A 16,934-nucleotide genomic window follows, 5' to 3' on the forward strand; every position below is an offset into this window, starting at 1 on the left:
CGAGGCGATCAGGGCTTCAGATACGCGAAGCCCTCGCGCGCCTGCAGCCGCGCCACACGCACGACGCCGGAGGGCGTGAAGCTCGCATCGAGCACGAACTTGCTCTTGTCGATGCCGCGGTTCTTCAGCGTGATCTCGCAGACCTCGAAGACGCAGCCGCGTGCCACCAGCGCGGAGACCAGCGAGGCATACTCGATATCGGGGTTCTTCGCGTCCTTGGCGCCTTCCATCAGGAAGTCGATGCCCTCGGCGTGGGTCACGGCAATGATCTTCGTGTCCGGCGCCACGTCGAGGTGGTTGCGCATATTGCGCAGGCCCTTCGTGGCCTGGTTGGCGGTGTTGTCGAAGTGGTAGACGACCTTGTCGCCGCCTTGGCTGGCAGCCTGCGCGGCCTGGGTCGAAAGTGCGGTGCCGGCCAGCAGGGCGGTGCCGAGAGCGGTTCTGCGGGTGGTGGTCATTGGGATCTCTCCTTCGAATTCAGGGCAGGCGCAACTCTGCCAGTTTCCAGCCGAACAGGCCGTCGCGGTGGAAGACCAGGTCGACGGGCTCGTCGTCCGAGTCCTTCTTCTTCACGCTGAAGATGAAGCGGTTCAGGCCCTCGTAGCCGAAGTGCGTCTCCAGCGCTTCGGGCGGCACCAGCGGCTCCTCGCTCTTGGGTGCGACGACACCGCCCACCGCCGCTTGCGCCGGCCGCTGCCCCTGCAGCAGCCGCGCCAGGCTCTCGGGCGTGATCGCCACATCCACCATCGGCCCCAGCAGCGCGCCGGCCACCGCCGCGCCGAAGGCTCGCGCCGCGGAGGGCTCGCCCTGCTCGTTGCGCTCGCTGCCCAGCAACTTGGCCTGCACGCCGCGCTTCAGGCTTTCGCGCAGTTTCTCGAAGTCGACATAGGTGCCCAGCTTGGCGGCGTCGTGCGCGCGCGCGGCGGCGCGCATCTCGTGCACGGCCAGCCAGGGGCTGCCGAAGAAGGCCACGAGCAGCAGCGCGGCCAGGAGAGCGAGGATGGTCTTCAGTTTCATGAGCGGGCGTCGGACAGCGCGAGCTTCACGCCGAAGGAAAGGAACAGGGCACCGATGCCGCGGTTCAGCCAGCGCGAGACCGCACCGCCGAGATTCAGCCGGCGGCTCGCCAGCGCGGTGAACACGGCCAAGCCGTTGCACCAGAGCATGCCGTTGAGGTTGAAGATCGCGCCGAGCGCGAGGAAAGCCAGCGCCTTGTGCGGCGCGTCCGGGGCGATGAACTGCGGCACGAAGGCCAGGAAGAACAGCGCCACCTTGGGGTTCAGCACGTTCGTCAGGAAGCCCTGGGCGAAGACCTTGCGTAGCGGCAGGGACGCGATCGTTTGCACCGGTGCCGCGGCGTCGGTGCCGCGCCGCGCCAGCAGCATCGCCAGGCCGATGTAGACCAGGTAGGCCGCGCCGATCCACTTGACGACGGTGAAGGCCATCGCCGAGCCGGCCAGCAGCGCGGACAGGCCCAGCGCCGCCGCCAGCACATGGACGCAGGTGCCCGCGCCGATGCCCAGCGCCGCCGCGCAGCCGGCGCGCCAGCCCTGCGTGGCGCTGCGGGTCATGATCAGGATGGAGTCCGGGCCGGGTGCGATATTGAGCAGCAGGCCGGAAACGATGAAGAGGCCGAGGTCGTGGATGCCGAGCATCCGCAGAGCCTACCAGGGGTTTCGCTCAGTCTCCCCACACCACCGCTTGCCCTTGCGCCTCCCAGGCTTCGTAGCGCGGGCCGAACAGTTCCTCGATGCGGTTGCGCTTGACCTTGAAGGTGGGCGTGACGATGCCGTTGTCCACGGTCCAGGGCGTCTGCAGCAGCACCAGGCAGGACAGGCGCTCATGGGGGTCAAGCCTTGCGTTCAGCGCCTCCAGGTGCGCGCGCAGGCGCTCGGCCACCGCCTCGCGCGGCAAGGCCTTGGCGTTCGGCGAGAGCATCACCAAGCCCAGCGGCTGGTTCAGGTTGGCGCCGGTGACGATGCAGGCCTCGATCAGCGATTCGGTGCCGAGCTTGTCCTCGATCGGCGCGGGCGCCACGTACTTGCCCTTGCTGGACTTGAACAGGTCCTTGACCCGGCCGGTGATGCGGTAGCAGCCGGTGGCGGCGTCGATCTCGGCCTTGTCGCCAGTGCTTTGCCAGCCGTCGGCGGAGATCGTCTGCGCGGTCAGCGCCGGGTCTTTGTAGTAGCCCAGCATCACGGCCGGGCTGCGGATCTGCAGCTCGCCGCTGGCCGGGTCGATGCGCGCCTCCACGCCCTCGTAGGGGATGCCGACGGTGCCGCGCTGATTCTTGCCCGGCACGGTGAGGTGCGAGTTGCCGAGGTTCTCGGTCATGCCGTAGGCCTCCATGATCGGCAGGCCCAGCCTGGCGTACCAGTCGAGCAGCGCCAGCGGCATCGGCGCGGCACCACCGGCCGCGAGGCTGCACTGGTCCAGCCCCAGGCCGCGCAGGATCTTGCGCTTGATGAGCGTCGACACCAGCGGGATCTTCAGCAGCAGGTCCAGCTTCTTCGGCGGCAGCTTGTGGTGCACGCCCTGCTGGAAGCGCACCCACAGCCGCGGCACGGAGAAGAAGACCGTGGGCCGCGCGCGCTGCATGTCCGCCGCGAAGGTGTCCAGCGCCTCGGCGAAGAACACGTGCAGGCCGTAGGCCAGCCAGCCATGCTCGACCAGCGTGCGCTCGGCCACGTGGGCCAGCGGCAGGTAGGACAGCATCCGGTGCTCCGGCCCCAAGGTGATGCGCTTGGCGCCGCTGCCGAGCGCCCAGGCGAAACCGCCGAAACTGTGCATCACGCCCTTGGGCATGCCGGTGGTGCCGGAGGTGTAGATCAGCGTGCACAGCTCGTCGGCCCGACGGACCGGCTCGCCGGCCAGCGGCGTCTGCGCGGCGCAGATGGCGTCCCAGCCGGGGTAGGCACGGCGCGCGTCCTCGGGCGCCAGCGGGTAACTGACGCAGGGCAGGCCCGCCGGCACGCCGGGCTTCATCGCGTCCCAGTCGTCGAGCTTGCCGATGAAGCAGGCGCGCGTCTCGCTGTGCGCGAGGATCTGCGCCACGGTGGACGAGGCCAGTGTCGGGTACAGCGGCACGGACACGTGGCCGGCCATCCAGATCGCCAGGTCGCTGATCAGCCACCAGCAGCAGTTCTTCGAGAGGATGCCGATGCAGCTGCCGGGCGGAAAGCCCTGCTCCTGCAACCACGCGGCCATGCGTCGCGCCTGGTCGGCGACCTGGGCCCAGCTGAGCTCCAGCATCTGGCCGCCGCCCATCGGCTGGGTCAGCGCGACCTTGCCAGGGACGGTGCGTTCCCAGTGGTACAGGCGCTGGAGCGCGAGCGCGTCGTCAGAGACCTTGGCGGTCGTCGTCGGCATGGTGGGCCCTCCTTTGCGGAAGACCCGACGCTACACAAGATCGCGCGGCAGGAAAAGCGCGGGCTTACGCTGCCGCTGTCGCTTCTACCAGTGCCTGCAGCGCCGCCCCCAGCGCAGCCTCGTCGGCAACGCGTTCGACCGGCGCCTCGGCCAGCGCCGCCGCGCCCTCGCGCTTGAGCCGCGCCACCCAGGCGCCGGCATCGCGTCCGCCGGCGAAGCCACGGCTCTGCAGCAGCGGCGTGCCGTCGGCGGCGTTGAGCTTGAAGTAGAACTGGCCGTCCGACTCGCGGTACTGCTTGAACACGGGCAGCGCGGGCTTCTCGGCCTTGGTCGCGGCGGCTGCCGTCTGCAGCGGCGCGGTGAAGCTGCGCAGGCCCACGGCCTCGCGGGCGCGGGCCAGCAGCGGCGCGGCCAGCGCGCGGGCCTTGGCGGCGCCCTCCAGCAGGATCTTCTCGATCTTCTCGGGCGCGGCGATCAGCTCGGCATAGCGCGCGCGCATCGGGCCGATCTGGCTTTCGACCTGGTCGAACAGGCGCTGCTTGGCCTCGCCCCAGGCCAGGCCCGCGCGCAGTTCGGCGCGGAAGGCCGCGCGCTGCTCCGGCGTGGCGAAGGCGTCGAAGATGGTGACCAGCGCCTGGCCCTCGGGCTCCTTCGGCTCGCCGGGCAGCTTGGAGTCGGTGACGATGCGGGCGATCGCGTCCTTCAGCGCCTTGCTGCCGCCTTCGAACAGCGGCACGACGTTGTCGTAGCTCTTGCTCATCTTGCGGCCGTCCAGGCCCGGCAGCAGTTCCATCTCGGCATCGATCTGCGCCTCGGGCAGCACGAAGAAATCGTCACCGCGGCCGAACAGGTGGTTGAAGCGCTGCGCCACGTCGCGCGTCATCTCGATGTGCTGGGCCTGGTCCTTGCCGACCGGCACGCGGTGCGCGTTGAACATCAGGATGTCGGCCGCCATCAGGATCGGGTAGCTGTACAGGCCCATCGTGATGCCGGCGTCGGCATCCTCGCCGGCCGCCGTGTTGGCGTCGGTGGCGGCCTTGTAGGCATGGGCGCGGTTCATCTGGCCCTTGCTGGTGACGCAGGTCAGCAGCCAGGTCAGCTCGGGGATCTCGGGGATGTCGCTCTGGCGGTAGAAGACGACACGCTCCGGATCCAGTCCGGCGGCCAGCCAGGTGGCGGCGATCTGCAGGCGCGAGGTGGCGATGCGCTCGGGCTCGTCACATTTGATGAGCGCGTGGTAGTCGGCCATGAAGAAGAAGCTCTCCATGCCGGGCTCGCGGCTGGCAGCGATGGCCGGGCGGATGGCGCCGACGTAGTTGCCGAGGTGCAGGGTGCCGGTCGTGGTGATGCCGGTCAGGACGCGTTGGGTCATGGTGTCTGGACAGCTGCGGGAAGTTTCGTGACATTCTCCCAGCAACGGCGGAACGACCATTCGCGACGGTGCAAAGTGCCTTTTGCCGACAGCGCCGCCGGTCGCCTTGTGCCGCTAGGATCAACAGTTACTTCATCGCACAGGCCGCCATGACTTGGCTCATCCTGATCAGTGCCAGCCTCAATGCCCTGCTCGGCCTGACACTGCTGCTGCTGTGGCGGATCGAGCGACGGCATGCCTATGTGCGCATGTGGGGCTGGAGCTGGATCCTGCTGTCGGTCGGGCTGACCCTGGGCGTCGCGCTGGCCGAGCCCGGCCTCGTCGGCCTGCGCTACGACCTGCAGGCGCTCGTCGCCTCGTTCAGCCTGATGGGCTCGCTGTCGCTGCAGGTGGCCGGCGCGCGCGACTACCGCGGCCTGCCCCGCGGCCGCGGCCGGGGGCTGCCGGTGTTCATCGCCATGATGGTCGTCATCGTCGCCCTGGCCGGCATCGACCAGCGCTTCGCCGTGATCGCCGGCGCCAGCTTCCTCGTCGTCGGCGCCTGGCTCTGCGCGTGGTGGATGGGGCGCGGCGGCGACGGCGGCGAGCGCTTCGTCGCGCTGTGCTTCGTGGCGATCGGCCTCGTGCATGCGAGCGGCCCGATCCTCGATCCGTTCAGCCGCTCGCCGATCACCCACACGCTGGGCCTGTATGTGCAGATGGTGCTGTCGCTGGGCCTGCTGCTGCTGTCGGTGCGGCGCGCGCATGCCGAGGCGCGCCGTCAGGCCGAGCGCTTCGAGCAGCTGGCGCACGTGTCGCTGCAGGGCCTGGCGGTGATCCAGCAGCACAAGCTGATCTACGCCAATCCGGCAGCAATGACGATGTTCGGCCTGCGCGACGAGGCTCACGTCGGTCGCCTCGATCTGCAGGCGACGATTCCGCCGGAACTGCAGGAGGAGGCGCGCGAACGCCACCGGCGCGTGCTGGCCGATCCCGCCGCGCGGATCGAGTGGGAAGGCACGCGGCTGACGACCGATCAGCGACGCCTGTACGTGCGCAGTCTTTCCAGCCACCTGCCCTGGGACGACGCGCCCGCCGAGCTGCTGGTGATGATCGACGACAGCTCGCGGCAGAAGGCGGTCGATGCGCTGCGCCGCCAGGCTCTGCACGACGAGCTGACCGACCTGCCGAACCGTAACTTCGCCGTCGAACGGCTGCGCGAGCTGACGGGGCACGGCGCCGCACCTTTTGCACTGATCTCGGCGGACCTGGACCGCTTCCAGCTCGTCAACGAAACGCTGGGCCATGAGGTAGGCGATGCGCTGCTGCGCGCGATCGCGCGCCGCCTGTGCCGCCAACTGCCGCCGCAGGCGATGCTCACCCGGCTCGGCGAGGACCAGTTCCTGGTGCTGATCGAGGAGACCCGCGACCGTGCCGGCGCGCAGGCCGTGGCCGAGCAGATGATGGCGCTGCTGGAGACGCCGTTCGCCGTCGGCGGCACCGAGCTCTACGTGCACCTGTCGGCCGGCATCGCGCTGTTCCCGCAGGACGCCGCCGACGGCCCGGGCCTGCTGCGCGCGGCCGATTCGGCGATGCACCGCGCCAAGGGCCGGGCCGGCGCGGCCTACATCTTCTTCGACAGCGCGATGAACGGTGCCACGCGCACTCGGTTGGAGATCGAGCAGGCGCTGGGCCGCGCGATCGCGGCGCGCGAGTTCCTGCTGGAGTACCAGCCCAAGTTCGCGGCCGGCTCGCGCAAGCTGGTGGGCTTCGAGGCGCTGGTGCGCTGGGAGCGGCCCGGTCTCGGCCGCGTGCCGCCGGTGGACTTCATCCCGGCGGCCGAGCGCACCGGCCAGATCAAGGCGCTCGGCGAGCTGATCCTGGAGCTGGCGGCGCGACAGCTGCGCGGCTGGCTGCAGCGCTTCGGCCGTCTGTTGCCGGTGGCCGTCAACGTCTCGCCGCTGCAGTTCGAGGATGCCGGCTTCTCCGCGCGCCTGCTGGCGGGGCTGCAGGCGCAGGGGCTGCCGCACGAGGCGATGGAGATCGAGATCACCGAGACGGCTGCGATCGGGCACCTCGGCCGCGTGCTGCCGCAGCTGGCGCACCTGAAGAGCGCCGGCGTCCATTGCGCACTGGACGACTTCGGCACCGGGCAGTCCTCGCTGACGATGCTGCGCCAACTGCCGATCGCTACGGTCAAGCTCGACCGCAGCATGATCGATCCGCTGCCCGAGGCGCAGGCCGCCGCAGTGGTCAGCGCCACCTGCGCGCTGGGCCGCTCGCTGGGCCTGCAGATCGTGGCCGAGGGCGTGGAGACCGAGACGCAGGCGCGCGCGGCCGAGGCACTCGGCTGCACGCAGTTGCAGGGTTATCTGCTGGGGCGGCCGCTGTCGGCCGAGGCGGCTGGTGAGTTGCTGGCCGGGGCGCTGTCAGCCGTTTGACGGCGATGCCATCGCCTCGCCAAGGCGGATCGCGCCGCCGGGCTGCCAGGCGGGGTTGAAGGCCAGCCGATCGGCCTGCGGGAACAGCATCACGACCGTCGAGCCAAGCAGGAAGCGGCCCATCTCCTCGCCCTGCTTCAGCAGGATCTGCTGCGCGCCTTCATAACGCCAATCCCGCACGGTGCCGGGCCGCGGCGGGTTGACCTGGCCATGCCAGACGGTGGCCATGCTGCCGACAATGGTCGCGCCGACCAGCACCAGCATCCAGGGGCCGCGCTCGCCTTCGAACACGCAGACGACGCGTTCGTTGCGCGCGAACAGGCCCGGCACACCGCGCGCGGTCGTCGGGTTGACCGAGAACAGGTCGCCCGGCACGTGAATCATCCGCACGAGGCGCCCGTCGCAGGGCATGTGGATGCGGTGGTAGTCGCGCGGGCTCAGGTAGAGCGTGGCGAAGTAGCCGTCCTGGAACTGCGCGGCCAGTTGTGCGTCGCCGCCGACCAGGGCCCTCGTCGAGTAGCGATGGCCCTTGGCTTGGAAGATCTGGTCCGCCCCGATCGCGCCGAACTGGCTGATCGCGCCGTCCACCGGGCAGATCAGCGCGGCGGGCGCCAGCGGCCGGGCACCGTCCTTCAGCGCGCGGGTGAAGAAGTCGTTGAAGGTGGCGTAGGCGGCGATGTCGGGGTTCGCGGCCTCGGCCATGTTCACCTGGTAGCGCGCGACGAAACGGCGGATCACCGCCGTCGTGATCGCACCCATGCGCGCGCCGGCAATTTTTCCTGCCAGCCAGGTCATCGCTTGCTTCGGCATCAGGTACTGCGGCAATACGGCCAGACGGTCAGACACGCGCGTCCTCATGGGCGTTGAAAGGTCGGCGATTGTAGTGGCGGGCCTCCAGCCGCAGATGCATGCCGCCTGCGCGCCTTCCCAGCGCGCGGGCGGCGGAGGCAGGCGCTCAGACGACCAGCGTCTTCACCGGCACGCCGATCGAACGCCGCGAGGACCTCGCGGCCGGCGGATTCAGCTTGCGGGCCAGCTTGCCGCCTATCAGCGATGCCAGCAGCAGCGCGATGGTGTTCAGCACGCCCCACAACGGTGGCGTGTCCGAGGACAGCAGCAGATCGGCCATCGTCTGGTAGGAGCGCGGATTCATCGCGAAAAAGAACACGCCGTAGAGCAGGCCGGCGAGCCAGGCGGCGAGGATGCCGCTGTAGAACCAGGACGTGATCGATCGGCGGCCCTTTTTCTTCGGCGGCTTCAGCGACAGCGTGCTCCAGACCAGCGACAGCATGAAGACGAGCAGCGCGATCAGCAGCGCCTCGATGCCGATGACGGTGGCGCTCTCGCGCCCGCCCAGTTGCTTGGCCGTCTCGCGAGGCAGGTGGTACTGGGACAGCATCGACGCGCCGCCCACCGACACCGAGTAGAGAAACAGGCCCGAGAAGAAGGTCCCGACCCGGCGAGCGTCACTCATGGTGATGTCCCTGGTTTTCGTGGAATGGTCGCCGGATTCTGCGACCGTCACTCCCCGAGCGGCGCGCGCACCGTCCCCTGTTCGCGGGGGCCAGCCCTCGACCCGAGGGATCGCCGCGTACGCCATTCGCCCGGCCTGTTGCCGGATCATTTCAAACCAGGCTGGACAATGCCGGACATGTCTGCCCCGCGTCTCTGGCCCCCCGACGAAGCCACGCTGACCCGCCTGTTCGAGCGCCCGCGCCTGCAGCGGGGCCGGGCCTTGCTGGCGGCCGTTCTCGAACTTGACGCCGACGCGAGCGGCGCCGTCGCACGTGTGAGCGGCAGCGGCGGGCGGGTCCATGAACTGGCCGTGCAGGGCGTTCGAGATGGCGACGGGCCGCCGCATTACAGCGCGCTGTGCAGTTGCCGCACCCAGCGCTTCTGCGAGCACGCCGCCGCGGTGATGCTGAAGCTGCAGGCCGAGGCCGATGCGCCGGCGCGCGAGCACTTGCTGCATCTGTGGCTCGATGCGCTGCGCCGCAAGGCGGGCCGCGACGAGCTGAAAGCGCTGCCGCGGCTGCCCGATGCCGACGCCGGGAAGTTGATGGACCTGCTGATGCAGGACCGTGCCGCGACGCCTCCGCCCCCTGCGCCGGCCGCGCCGGAGCCGGCGCCTCCGGTCGGCGAACCTGCTGCCTTCCGTCCGCGCCTGACGCTGCGCACGCTGAACCGTGGCGACGGCCTGCTGGGCCTCGCGCCGGGCGGCGCCATCGGCCCGCGCGGGGAGGCCGTCACCATCGCCCAGGTCGACTGGACCTACCGCGGCGACGACGGCCTGGCCTGGCAGACGCCGGCCCCGCGCTCACTGCTGAACAGCCGCCCGGCGCCGAGCGTTCAAATCGGCACGCGGCGGATCGCCCGCGATCTGCGCGCCGAGGCCGATGCGCGCGACCAGCTCTGGGCGCTGGACCTGCTGCCCCTGGATGCGGCGAAGCTGCAGTGGCGCGATCCGTCGGCCGGCGAGAAGCTCGATTCGCTCTGGACGCTGGCGCAGGAGGAATTCTTCGGCGCCTTCTGGACCGACCGGGTGCCGGCGCTGCAGGCGCAGGGCTGGACCATCGTCGTCGCGCCGGGCTTCGCGCACCGGCCGGCGCAGGCCGAGGGCTGGCACGTACGCATCGAGCGGCTCAGCGCGCCCTCGCGCCAGGGCTCCTGGCTGCTGAGCCTGGGCGTGGAGATCGAAGGCGAGACGCTGGACATCGCGCCGATGATCGCGGCCCTGCTGCGCCACGACCGCCGCTGGACCAGCGCCGAAGCCATCGCCGGCATCGAGGACGACGCGATCATCCTGCTGACCGCGCCGGGCGGCCGGCAGGTCGAGGCACCGGCCGCCCTGCTGAAGACGATCCTGGGTGCGATGGTGGACCTGTTGACCGATCCCAAGCGCCCCGAAGGCCCGATCCGCCTCAGCGACTGGGACGCCGCGCGGCTGATGCTGCTGGACGACGAGCGCGCCGGCTGGCAGTTCCACGGCGACATGGACCTGCGCCGGATGGCCCGGCGCCTGCAGGCCGCCGGCTCGCCGCAGCCGGTGGCGGCGCCCGCCGGCCTCGGCCTGAGCTTGCGGCCCTACCAGATGGCCGGCCTGGCCTGGCTGCAGTACCTGCGCGAGCACCAGCTCGCCGGCATCCTGGCTGACGACATGGGCCTGGGCAAGACCGCGCAGACCCTGGCCCACCTGCTGCTCGAGAAGCAGGCCGGCCGGCTGGACCGCCCGGCGCTGGCCGTGCTGCCGACCTCGCTGCTGTTCAACTGGCTGGCCGAGGCGAAGCGCATCACGCCTGATCTGAGCGTGCTGGTGCTGCACGGCCCGGAGCGCGCGGCCGATTTCGGCCGCTTGCACGAGTTCGACCTGGTGCTCTCCACCTACCCGCTGCTGTGGCGGGACATCGAGGCCTTGCAGCGCCAGCGCTGGCACCTGCTGATCCTCGACGAGGCGCAGACGGTCAAGAACGCCTCCAGCCGCGCCGCGCGCTCGGCCCGCAAGCTGAATGCCCGCCACCGCCTGTGCCTGACCGGCACGCCGCTGGAGAACAACCTGGGCGAGCTGTGGGCGCAGTTCGATTTCCTGATGCCGGGCTTCCTCGGTGACGCGCGCACGTTCCAGCGGATCTGGCGCAAGCCGATCGAGGTCAACGGCGAGAGCCTGCGCGCGCAGTTGCTGGCGCAGCGGGTGCGGCCCTTCGTCCTGCGGCGCAAGAAGGAAGATGTGGCGACCGAGCTGCCGCCGCTGACCACCGTGGTTCGCCGCGTGCAGCTGTTCGGCACGCAGCGCGAGCTCTACGAGAGCGTGCGGGTGGCGGCGGACACGCAGGTGCGCCGGGTGCTGGCCAAGCAGGGTTTCGGCGGCGCGCTGATTTCAGTGCTGGACGCGCTGCTGAAGCTGCGCCAAGTCTGTTGCGATCCGCGGCTGGTCAAGGGCACGGAGGCAGGCGCCGATGCCGGCCGAGCCAAGCTGGACCTGCTGATGGAGATGCTGCCGGAGCTGCTGGACGAGGGCCGCCGGGTGCTGGTGTTCTCCCAGTTCGCGGAAATGCTGGCGCTGGTCGAGGGCGAATTGCGCACACTGGGCCTGCCCTACCTGACCTTGACCGGCGAGACGCCGGTGGCGCAGCGGGCGGACATCGTCCGCCGTTTCCAGGCGCTGGAGTTGCCATTGATGCTGGTGAGCCTGAAGGCCGGCGGCGTCGGCCTGAACCTGACGGCCGCGGACACCGTCATCCACCTGGACCCGTGGTGGAACCCGGCCGTGGAAGCCCAGGCAAGCGCACGCGCGCACCGGATCGGCCAGGATCGGCCGGTCTTCGTCTACAAGCTGGTGGTGGCCGGCAGCATCGAGGAACGGATGCTGGACCTGCAGGCCCGCAAGCTGGCGCTCGCGGAAGGGGTGCTGGGCGCCGATTCGGCGGAAGCGCTCAAATTCAGCGCCCAGGATCTGGAAATGCTGCTGGCGCCATTGGGCTGACGCCAGAGTGGGGACTAACTTCTAGATCAGCGCTTCTTGTCCATGCGCAGGACGCGCGTGAGGCTGCGGCGCTCGGAACTGCCGGATTCGAAAGCCTCGTGCTTGCGGCCCTTGTCGGCGGCGTGCCAGTCCTGCACCAGTGCGTGCAGGGCCGGGTTGCGACGGGATTGCTGTTCGGTGTGCTGCTGAGTCTTCATGTCTTCGGAACCTTCTCTGTCCAGACTCGCCGACGGCGATTGCAGGCACAACGAAGCTGACGGGAGGCCGGTTGACAGCGCTGTGACAATTCTTTGCAACTTCCGTCAAGCCCCTAGCTGAGGACAAACGGTCAGACAATCGCCGCTTCGCCATTCCCGCGCCCCCGCTCCATGACCGTCCAACTGAAGAAACCCGCGCCGGCCGGTGCCGTCGCCATCACCGCCATCGACCGCGCCGGCTTTGCCGCGCTGGCCAAGACGCTGCCGGCGTCGACCCGCCGCTGGCTCGCCACCAACGGTTTCAGCGGCGCGCCGGACAGCTTCTGCCTGGTGCCGGACGGCGAAGGCAAGCTGGTCGAGGTGTTCGCCGGTGTCGCCCATGCGACACATCCGTTCGCGCTGGCCGCGCTGCCGATGGCGCTGCCCCTGGGCAACTACAAGCTGTCCGACCAAGGCCTGGCGATCGACGCCGAGGCCGCCGCGCTGTCCTGGGAACTGGGCGGCTACCAGTTCGACCTGTACAAGCCGCGTCGCCGCGAACCGGCCACGCTGGTGCTGCCGCCCTCGCCCGAGGCTCAGCGCGGCCTGGCGCAGGCCACCGTGATCGCCGCAACCCGTGATCTGGTCAACACGCCAGCCGAGCACATGGGGCCCGAGGAACTGGCCCAGGCCGCGCAACTGGTCGCCAAGCAGCACGGCGCGAAGTTCTCCGCCGTCGTCGGCGACGCGCTGCTGAAGAAGAACTTCCCGGCGATCCACGCCGTCGGCCGGGCCTCGACCCGCGCGCCCCGGCTGATCGAGCTGAACTGGGGCAAGGCCAAGGATCCGCTGATCGCCATCGTCGGCAAGGGCGTCTGCTTCGACACCGGCGGCCTGGACATCAAGTCGCCGGACGGCATGCGCCAGATGAAAAAGGACATGGGCGGCGCCGCCAACGCGCTGGGCCTGGCCTCGCTGGTGATGGCGCTGAAGCTGCCGGTGCGGCTGCAGGTGCTGATCCCGGCCGTCGAGAACTCGATCGCCGGCAATGCCTACCGCCCCGGTGACGTCATCAAGACCCGCAAGGGCCTGCACATCGAGATCGGCAACACCGACGCCGAAGGCCGCGTGGTCCTCAGCGACGCGCTGGCCTACGCCTCCGAAGCCAAGCCCGAGCTGATCATCGACATGGCCACGCTGACCGGCGCCGCCCGCGTCGCGCTCGGCGCCCAACTGCCCGCGCTGTTCGCCAAGCACCACGACACCGCGCGCGACCTCGTCGACCTCGGCTTCAAGATGGACGACCCGATGTGGCACATGCCGCTGTGGGCGCCCTACAAGGCCGGCATCGAGAGCACGATCGGCGACATCGTCAACACCGGCAAGAGCGCCCTGGCCGGCGCCATCAACGCCGCGCTGTTCCTCGAATACTTTGTGCCCGAGAACCAGGACTGGCTGCACATCGACCTGTTTGCCTGGAACGACACGGCCCGCGCCGGCCGGCCCATCGGCGGCGAGGCGCAGACGATCCGAACGCTGCTGGCGTACCTGGAGCAGCGCTTCGCGACCGCCTGAGGTCGTTCGTCGCAACGGGATTGGCCGAGGCCGTACGTCGGCGGCACACTGGCGCCCACTCACCAAGGAGCCAGCCGCCATGTGGACCTCAGCCCTCGTCGCCTTCGCCCACTTCATCGCCGTGTTCGGCATCGTCGGCACGCTGGTCTTTGAATGGATCAGCTTCAACGCCACGCCGACCTTGGCCGAGGCGCGTCGGCTGGCGGCGGCGGATCGCTGGTACGGGATCAGCGCCGTCGTGCTGCTGATCGCCGGTTTCGCGCGGGCCGTGTGGTTCGAGAAGGGCTGGGCCTACTACCAGCACAACCCAGTCTTCCACGCGAAGCTGGGCCTGTTCATCGTGATCGGGCTGCTGTCGATCGCGCCGACGGTGGCCTATATCCGCTGGGGCAAGGAGCTGAAGGCTGGCCGGGCGCCCGTTGTCAGCGAGGCGCAGCACCGCCGCGTGCGCCTGTGCCTGAACCTGCAGATGCTGCTGCTGGTGCCGCTGGTGCTGTGCGCCTCGCTGATGGCGCACGGCGTGGGCGCCTAATCACTCGCCCTTCAACACCCACTCCGCCGCTCGCTCCGCGATCATCAGCGTCGGCGAGTTGGTGTTGCCGCTGGTGATCGTCGGCATCACGCTGGCGTCGACGACGCGCAGGCCGGCCACGCCGCGCACCCGCAGGTGGCTGTCGACGACGGCCGTCGGGTCGTCGGCGCGGCCCATCTTGCAGGTGCCGACCGGGTGGAAGATGGTCGTGGCGATGTCGCCGGCCAGGCGGGCCAATTCCTCGTCGGTCTGGAACTGGGTGCCGGGCTTGAATTCCTCGGGGCGGTACTTGGCCATCGCGGCCTGGGAGACGATTCGGCGCGTCAAGCGCAGGCTGTCGGCGGCGACGCGGCGGTCTTCGTCGGTGCTGAGGTAGTTCGGCGCGATCGCCGGGGCCTGGAGCGGGTCGCCGGAGCGGATCATCACCGTGCCGCGGCTCGTCGGGTTCAGGTTGCAGACGCTGGCGGTGAAGGCGTTGAACGCGTGCAGTGGCTCGCCGAAGGCGTCCAGCGACAACGGCTGCACGTGGTATTCGAGGTCGGGCCAGGTCTTGTCCGGCGAACTCTTCGCAAAGGCACCGAGCTGCGAGGGCGCCATGCTCATCGGGCCGCTGCGCTTGAACGCGTATTCGAGGCCGATCTTCGCCTTGCCGATGAGGCTGTTCGCCAGCGTGTTCAGCGTCTTCGCGTCCTGCAGCTTGAAGACGGCGCGGATCTGCAGATGGTCCTGCAGGTTGGCGCCGACGCCGGGCAGGTCGAGCACCGGCGTGATGCCCGCGGCCTGCAGATGCGCGGCCGGCCCGATGCCGGAGAGCTGCAGGATCTGCGGCGAGCCGATCGCGCCGGCGGCCAGCAGCAGTTCGCCGCCGGGCTTCAGGGTGACCGTCTCGTCACCGTGCGGCGTGCGTGCGACGGCACCCGTGCAGCGCCCCTCATCGACCAGTAGCCGCGGCACCTGCGTGCCGGTCCACAGCTCGAAGTTCGAGCGGCCCAGGCAGGTCGGCCGCAGGAAGGCCTTGGCGGTGTTCCAGCGCCAGCCGCTGCGCTGGTTGACCTCGAAGTAACCGACGCCCTCGTTATTGCCGGTGTTGAAATCCTGCGTGGCCGGGATGCCGGCCTGGTTGGCAGCCTCGGCGAAGGCGTCGAGCACGTCCCAGCGCAAGCGCTGCTTCTCGACCCGCCACTCACCGCCCGCGCCGTGCAGCGGGCCGGCGCCACGCCAGTGGTCCTCGTGCTTCTTGAAGTAGGGCAGCGAGGCGTCCCAGCGCCAGGCGGGGTCGGATGTTGCCTCCGCCCAGCCGTCGTAGTCGCGTGACTGGCCGCGCATGTAGATCATGCCGTTGATGCTGGACGAGCCGCCCAGCACCTTGCCACGTGGGTAGCGCAGCCGGCGGCCGTTGAGGCCGGCATCAGCCTCGGTCTGGTAGAGCCAGTCGGTGCGTGGGTTGCCGATGCAATAGAGATAGCCGACCGGGATATGGATCCAGTGGTAGTCGTCCTTGCCACCGGCTTCGAGCAAGAGCACGCGCTTGGACGGGTCGGCGCTGAGCCGGTTGGCGAGCAGGCAGCCGGCCGTGCCGGCGCCCACGATGATGTAGTCGAAGGGGGAAGAAACACTCATGGTGCCGATGCTGGCCCAGCCTCCTCCCCGCTGGCAAGAGCGTTCCTACCAAGTGCGTACCAATCGATCCGGCGCGTCAGCACCATCACCGCGGCCAGCACCAGGAAAAACAGCAGCGCACCAATCAGCAGGGCCGTCTGTTCCAAGGTCAGCAGCGTGTAGAGCGCGCCATAGAGCGCCGCGATGCCGACGCCGAAGGCCAGGCCCTGGCGCCGGCCGCCCAACATCGCCGCGCCGTAGTGGCCCAGCAGCAGCGCCACCGCGGCGGCGGCAAGGCCGTAGGACAGGGCGAAGCTCAAGTGCTCGGACAGGCTCAGCAGCAGCAGGAAGAAGACCGACAGCGCCAGGCCCACCTGCAGGTATTGCAGCGGGTGGACGCGCCGGCCCGCCAGCACTTCCACCAGCCCCACGGTGACGAAGCTCAGCACGATGAAGAGCAGGCCGTACTTGATCGCGCGGTCGCTCATCACGTACGGATTGACCGGATCGACCATCGAGAAGTCCAAGGTGTCCACCATGCCATCGCCCTTGCCGCCGAGGCCTTCGATCGGCTTGGCGGCCAGCACGTCGGCACCGGCGCTGCTGGCCAGCTCGGACACCTGCCAATGGGCCGTGAAGCCCTGCTCGCTGATCTCACGCCGGGTCGGCAGGAAGCGGCCGCCGAAGCTCGGGTGCGGCCAGTCGGAGGTGATGTCCAGCTGCGTGGCCGTAGCCGCGGGCACCAGGGCGAAGCGCTCGGTGCCGGCCAGCTCCAGCTTCAGCTGGACCTGCAGCGGCTCGGTCAGCGACAGGCCGGCGGGCAGTTCGGCATGCAGGCCGCGCGGATAGGCCGCCAAGGTGGTGCCGGGCTTCACCGCCGCCAGCCGGCCGGCCACCTTCAGGGTGGCCAGGCGCAGGCCGCGTGCATCGCTGGTGGCCAGCATCAGCGCCGGCGCTTCGCAGCGCACCGTGCCGCCGGCATGCTCGGGGGCCGGCGGCTGCAGGTCCTCGAGCGAGGGCCATTGCGCATCGAACTGCAGGGCGCCGGCATAGCCGTTGACCTTGAACAGGCCGCGGTAGCGCGGCTCCTGGTTCAAGGCGCCGGCCACGCTGAGCTGGCCGGGCTCCTGGCCCAGCACGAAGTCCTTGCTCTCCTGCGTCACCTTGCGATCGGCCCCGCTGCCGCTCGTCTCCTGCCAGCGCTCGGTGCAATGGCGCAGCAGCAGCGGCCCGAGCAGTGTCTGCGCGCCGGCCTGCGACTGCGCCACGTTCATCACCGCGTCGTGCTGCGAGGACTGGCGCTCGTCCACCAGCCAACCGATGCGCGCCAGCACCACGCACAGCAGCAGCGCCACCATCACGAGGATGGCCAGCTTGCCGATCATTCCGCCATTGCTCAATTTCATGTCCG

The 16,934-nt window shown here is 69.7% G+C and carries 14 protein-coding genes; 4 read left to right on the top strand and 10 right to left on the bottom strand.

Translation table 11 applies throughout. The features are described 5' to 3' along the window. Nucleotides 1–8 precede the first annotated feature (8 nt). From SNE35_RS04005 to SNE35_RS04025, 5 genes are all read right to left on the bottom strand, one after another. On the bottom strand, nucleotides 9–458 hold the full coding sequence (locus tag SNE35_RS04005) for a DsrE family protein (protein WP_320421549.1): 450 nt from the start codon (nucleotides 456–458) through the stop codon (nucleotides 9–11). A gap of 19 nt (nucleotides 459–477) precedes the next feature. Then, the gene (locus SNE35_RS04010) at nucleotides 478–1,017 is read right to left on the bottom strand and encodes a DUF2939 domain-containing protein (RefSeq protein WP_320421550.1); all 540 of its coding nucleotides are present in this window, start codon (nucleotides 1,015–1,017) and stop codon (nucleotides 478–480) included. Continuing rightward, nucleotides 1,014–1,655, bottom strand: coding sequence for a LysE family translocator (locus tag SNE35_RS04015; RefSeq protein WP_320421551.1), 642 nt, complete (start codon nucleotides 1,653–1,655; stop codon nucleotides 1,014–1,016). The genes SNE35_RS04010 and SNE35_RS04015 overlap by 4 nt, the downstream gene beginning before the upstream one ends. 25 nt (nucleotides 1,656–1,680) lie before the next feature. Next, nucleotides 1,681–3,369 carry an AMP-binding protein gene (locus SNE35_RS04020; protein WP_320421552.1) on the bottom strand — a complete coding sequence of 563 codons (1,689 nt, stop codon included), beginning with the start codon at nucleotides 3,367–3,369 and terminating at the stop codon, nucleotides 1,681–1,683. 64 nt (nucleotides 3,370–3,433) lie between these two features. Then, the gene (locus SNE35_RS04025) at nucleotides 3,434–4,741 is read right to left on the bottom strand and encodes a tryptophan--tRNA ligase (RefSeq protein ID WP_320421553.1); all 1,308 of its coding nucleotides are present in this window, start codon (nucleotides 4,739–4,741) and stop codon (nucleotides 3,434–3,436) included. A 149-nt stretch (nucleotides 4,742–4,890) separates the two neighbouring features. Here SNE35_RS04025 and SNE35_RS04030 point away from each other — a divergent pair, with 149 nt between their 5' ends. Continuing rightward, the gene (locus SNE35_RS04030) at nucleotides 4,891–7,161 is read left to right on the top strand and encodes a putative bifunctional diguanylate cyclase/phosphodiesterase (protein ID WP_320421554.1); all 2,271 of its coding nucleotides are present in this window, start codon (nucleotides 4,891–4,893) and stop codon (nucleotides 7,159–7,161) included. Here the strand turns inward: SNE35_RS04030 and asd are convergent. Both asd and SNE35_RS04040 read right to left on the bottom strand, forming a co-directional pair. Beyond that, nucleotides 7,150–8,007, bottom strand: a complete 858-nt coding sequence (asd, locus tag SNE35_RS04035; protein ID WP_320421555.1) for an archaetidylserine decarboxylase — start codon at nucleotides 8,005–8,007, stop codon at nucleotides 7,150–7,152. The genes SNE35_RS04030 and asd overlap by 12 nt on opposite strands. 109 nt (nucleotides 8,008–8,116) lie before the next feature. Beyond that, complete coding sequence (locus tag SNE35_RS04040; RefSeq protein WP_320421556.1) at nucleotides 8,117–8,635, bottom strand: hypothetical protein; 519 nt, start codon at nucleotides 8,633–8,635, stop codon at nucleotides 8,117–8,119. Between the two features lie 444 nt (nucleotides 8,636–9,079). Here SNE35_RS04040 and SNE35_RS04045 point away from each other — a divergent pair, with 444 nt between their 5' ends. Beyond that, nucleotides 9,080–11,641 (top strand): DEAD/DEAH box helicase, encoded by a 2,562-nt coding sequence (locus tag SNE35_RS04045; protein ID WP_320421610.1) that lies wholly within the window; start codon nucleotides 9,080–9,082, stop codon nucleotides 11,639–11,641. A 26-nt stretch (nucleotides 11,642–11,667) separates the two neighbouring features. On the opposite strand, the gene SNE35_RS04050 is transcribed toward SNE35_RS04045, so the two are convergent. Then, entirely contained in the window at nucleotides 11,668–11,838 is a 171-nt protein-coding gene (locus tag SNE35_RS04050; protein ID WP_320421557.1) for a hypothetical protein, read from the bottom strand. Between the two features lie 171 nt (nucleotides 11,839–12,009). On the opposite strand from SNE35_RS04050, the gene SNE35_RS04055 reads away from it, so the two are divergent. Then, entirely contained in the window at nucleotides 12,010–13,392 is a 1,383-nt protein-coding gene (locus SNE35_RS04055; RefSeq protein ID WP_320421558.1) for a leucyl aminopeptidase family protein, read from the top strand. 79 nt (nucleotides 13,393–13,471) lie between these two features. Next, nucleotides 13,472–13,924 carry a DUF2214 family protein gene (locus SNE35_RS04060; RefSeq protein ID WP_320421559.1) on the top strand — a complete coding sequence of 151 codons (453 nt, stop codon included), beginning with the start codon at nucleotides 13,472–13,474 and terminating at the stop codon, nucleotides 13,922–13,924. On the opposite strand, the gene SNE35_RS04065 is transcribed toward SNE35_RS04060, so the two are convergent. Both SNE35_RS04065 and creD read right to left on the bottom strand, forming a co-directional pair. Further along, entirely contained in the window at nucleotides 13,925–15,544 is a 1,620-nt protein-coding gene (locus SNE35_RS04065) for a GMC family oxidoreductase (protein WP_320421560.1), read from the bottom strand. Beyond that, nucleotides 15,541–16,929, bottom strand: coding sequence for a cell envelope integrity protein CreD (creD, locus tag SNE35_RS04070; RefSeq protein WP_320421561.1), 1,389 nt, complete (start codon nucleotides 16,927–16,929; stop codon nucleotides 15,541–15,543). Before creD ends, SNE35_RS04065 begins: the two co-directional genes overlap by 4 nt. Between the last annotated feature and the right edge of the window lie 5 nt (nucleotides 16,930–16,934).

The sequence above is a fragment of the Roseateles agri genome (assembly GCF_034043675.1).
Lineage (GTDB): Bacteria > Pseudomonadota > Gammaproteobacteria > Burkholderiales > Burkholderiaceae_C > KK5.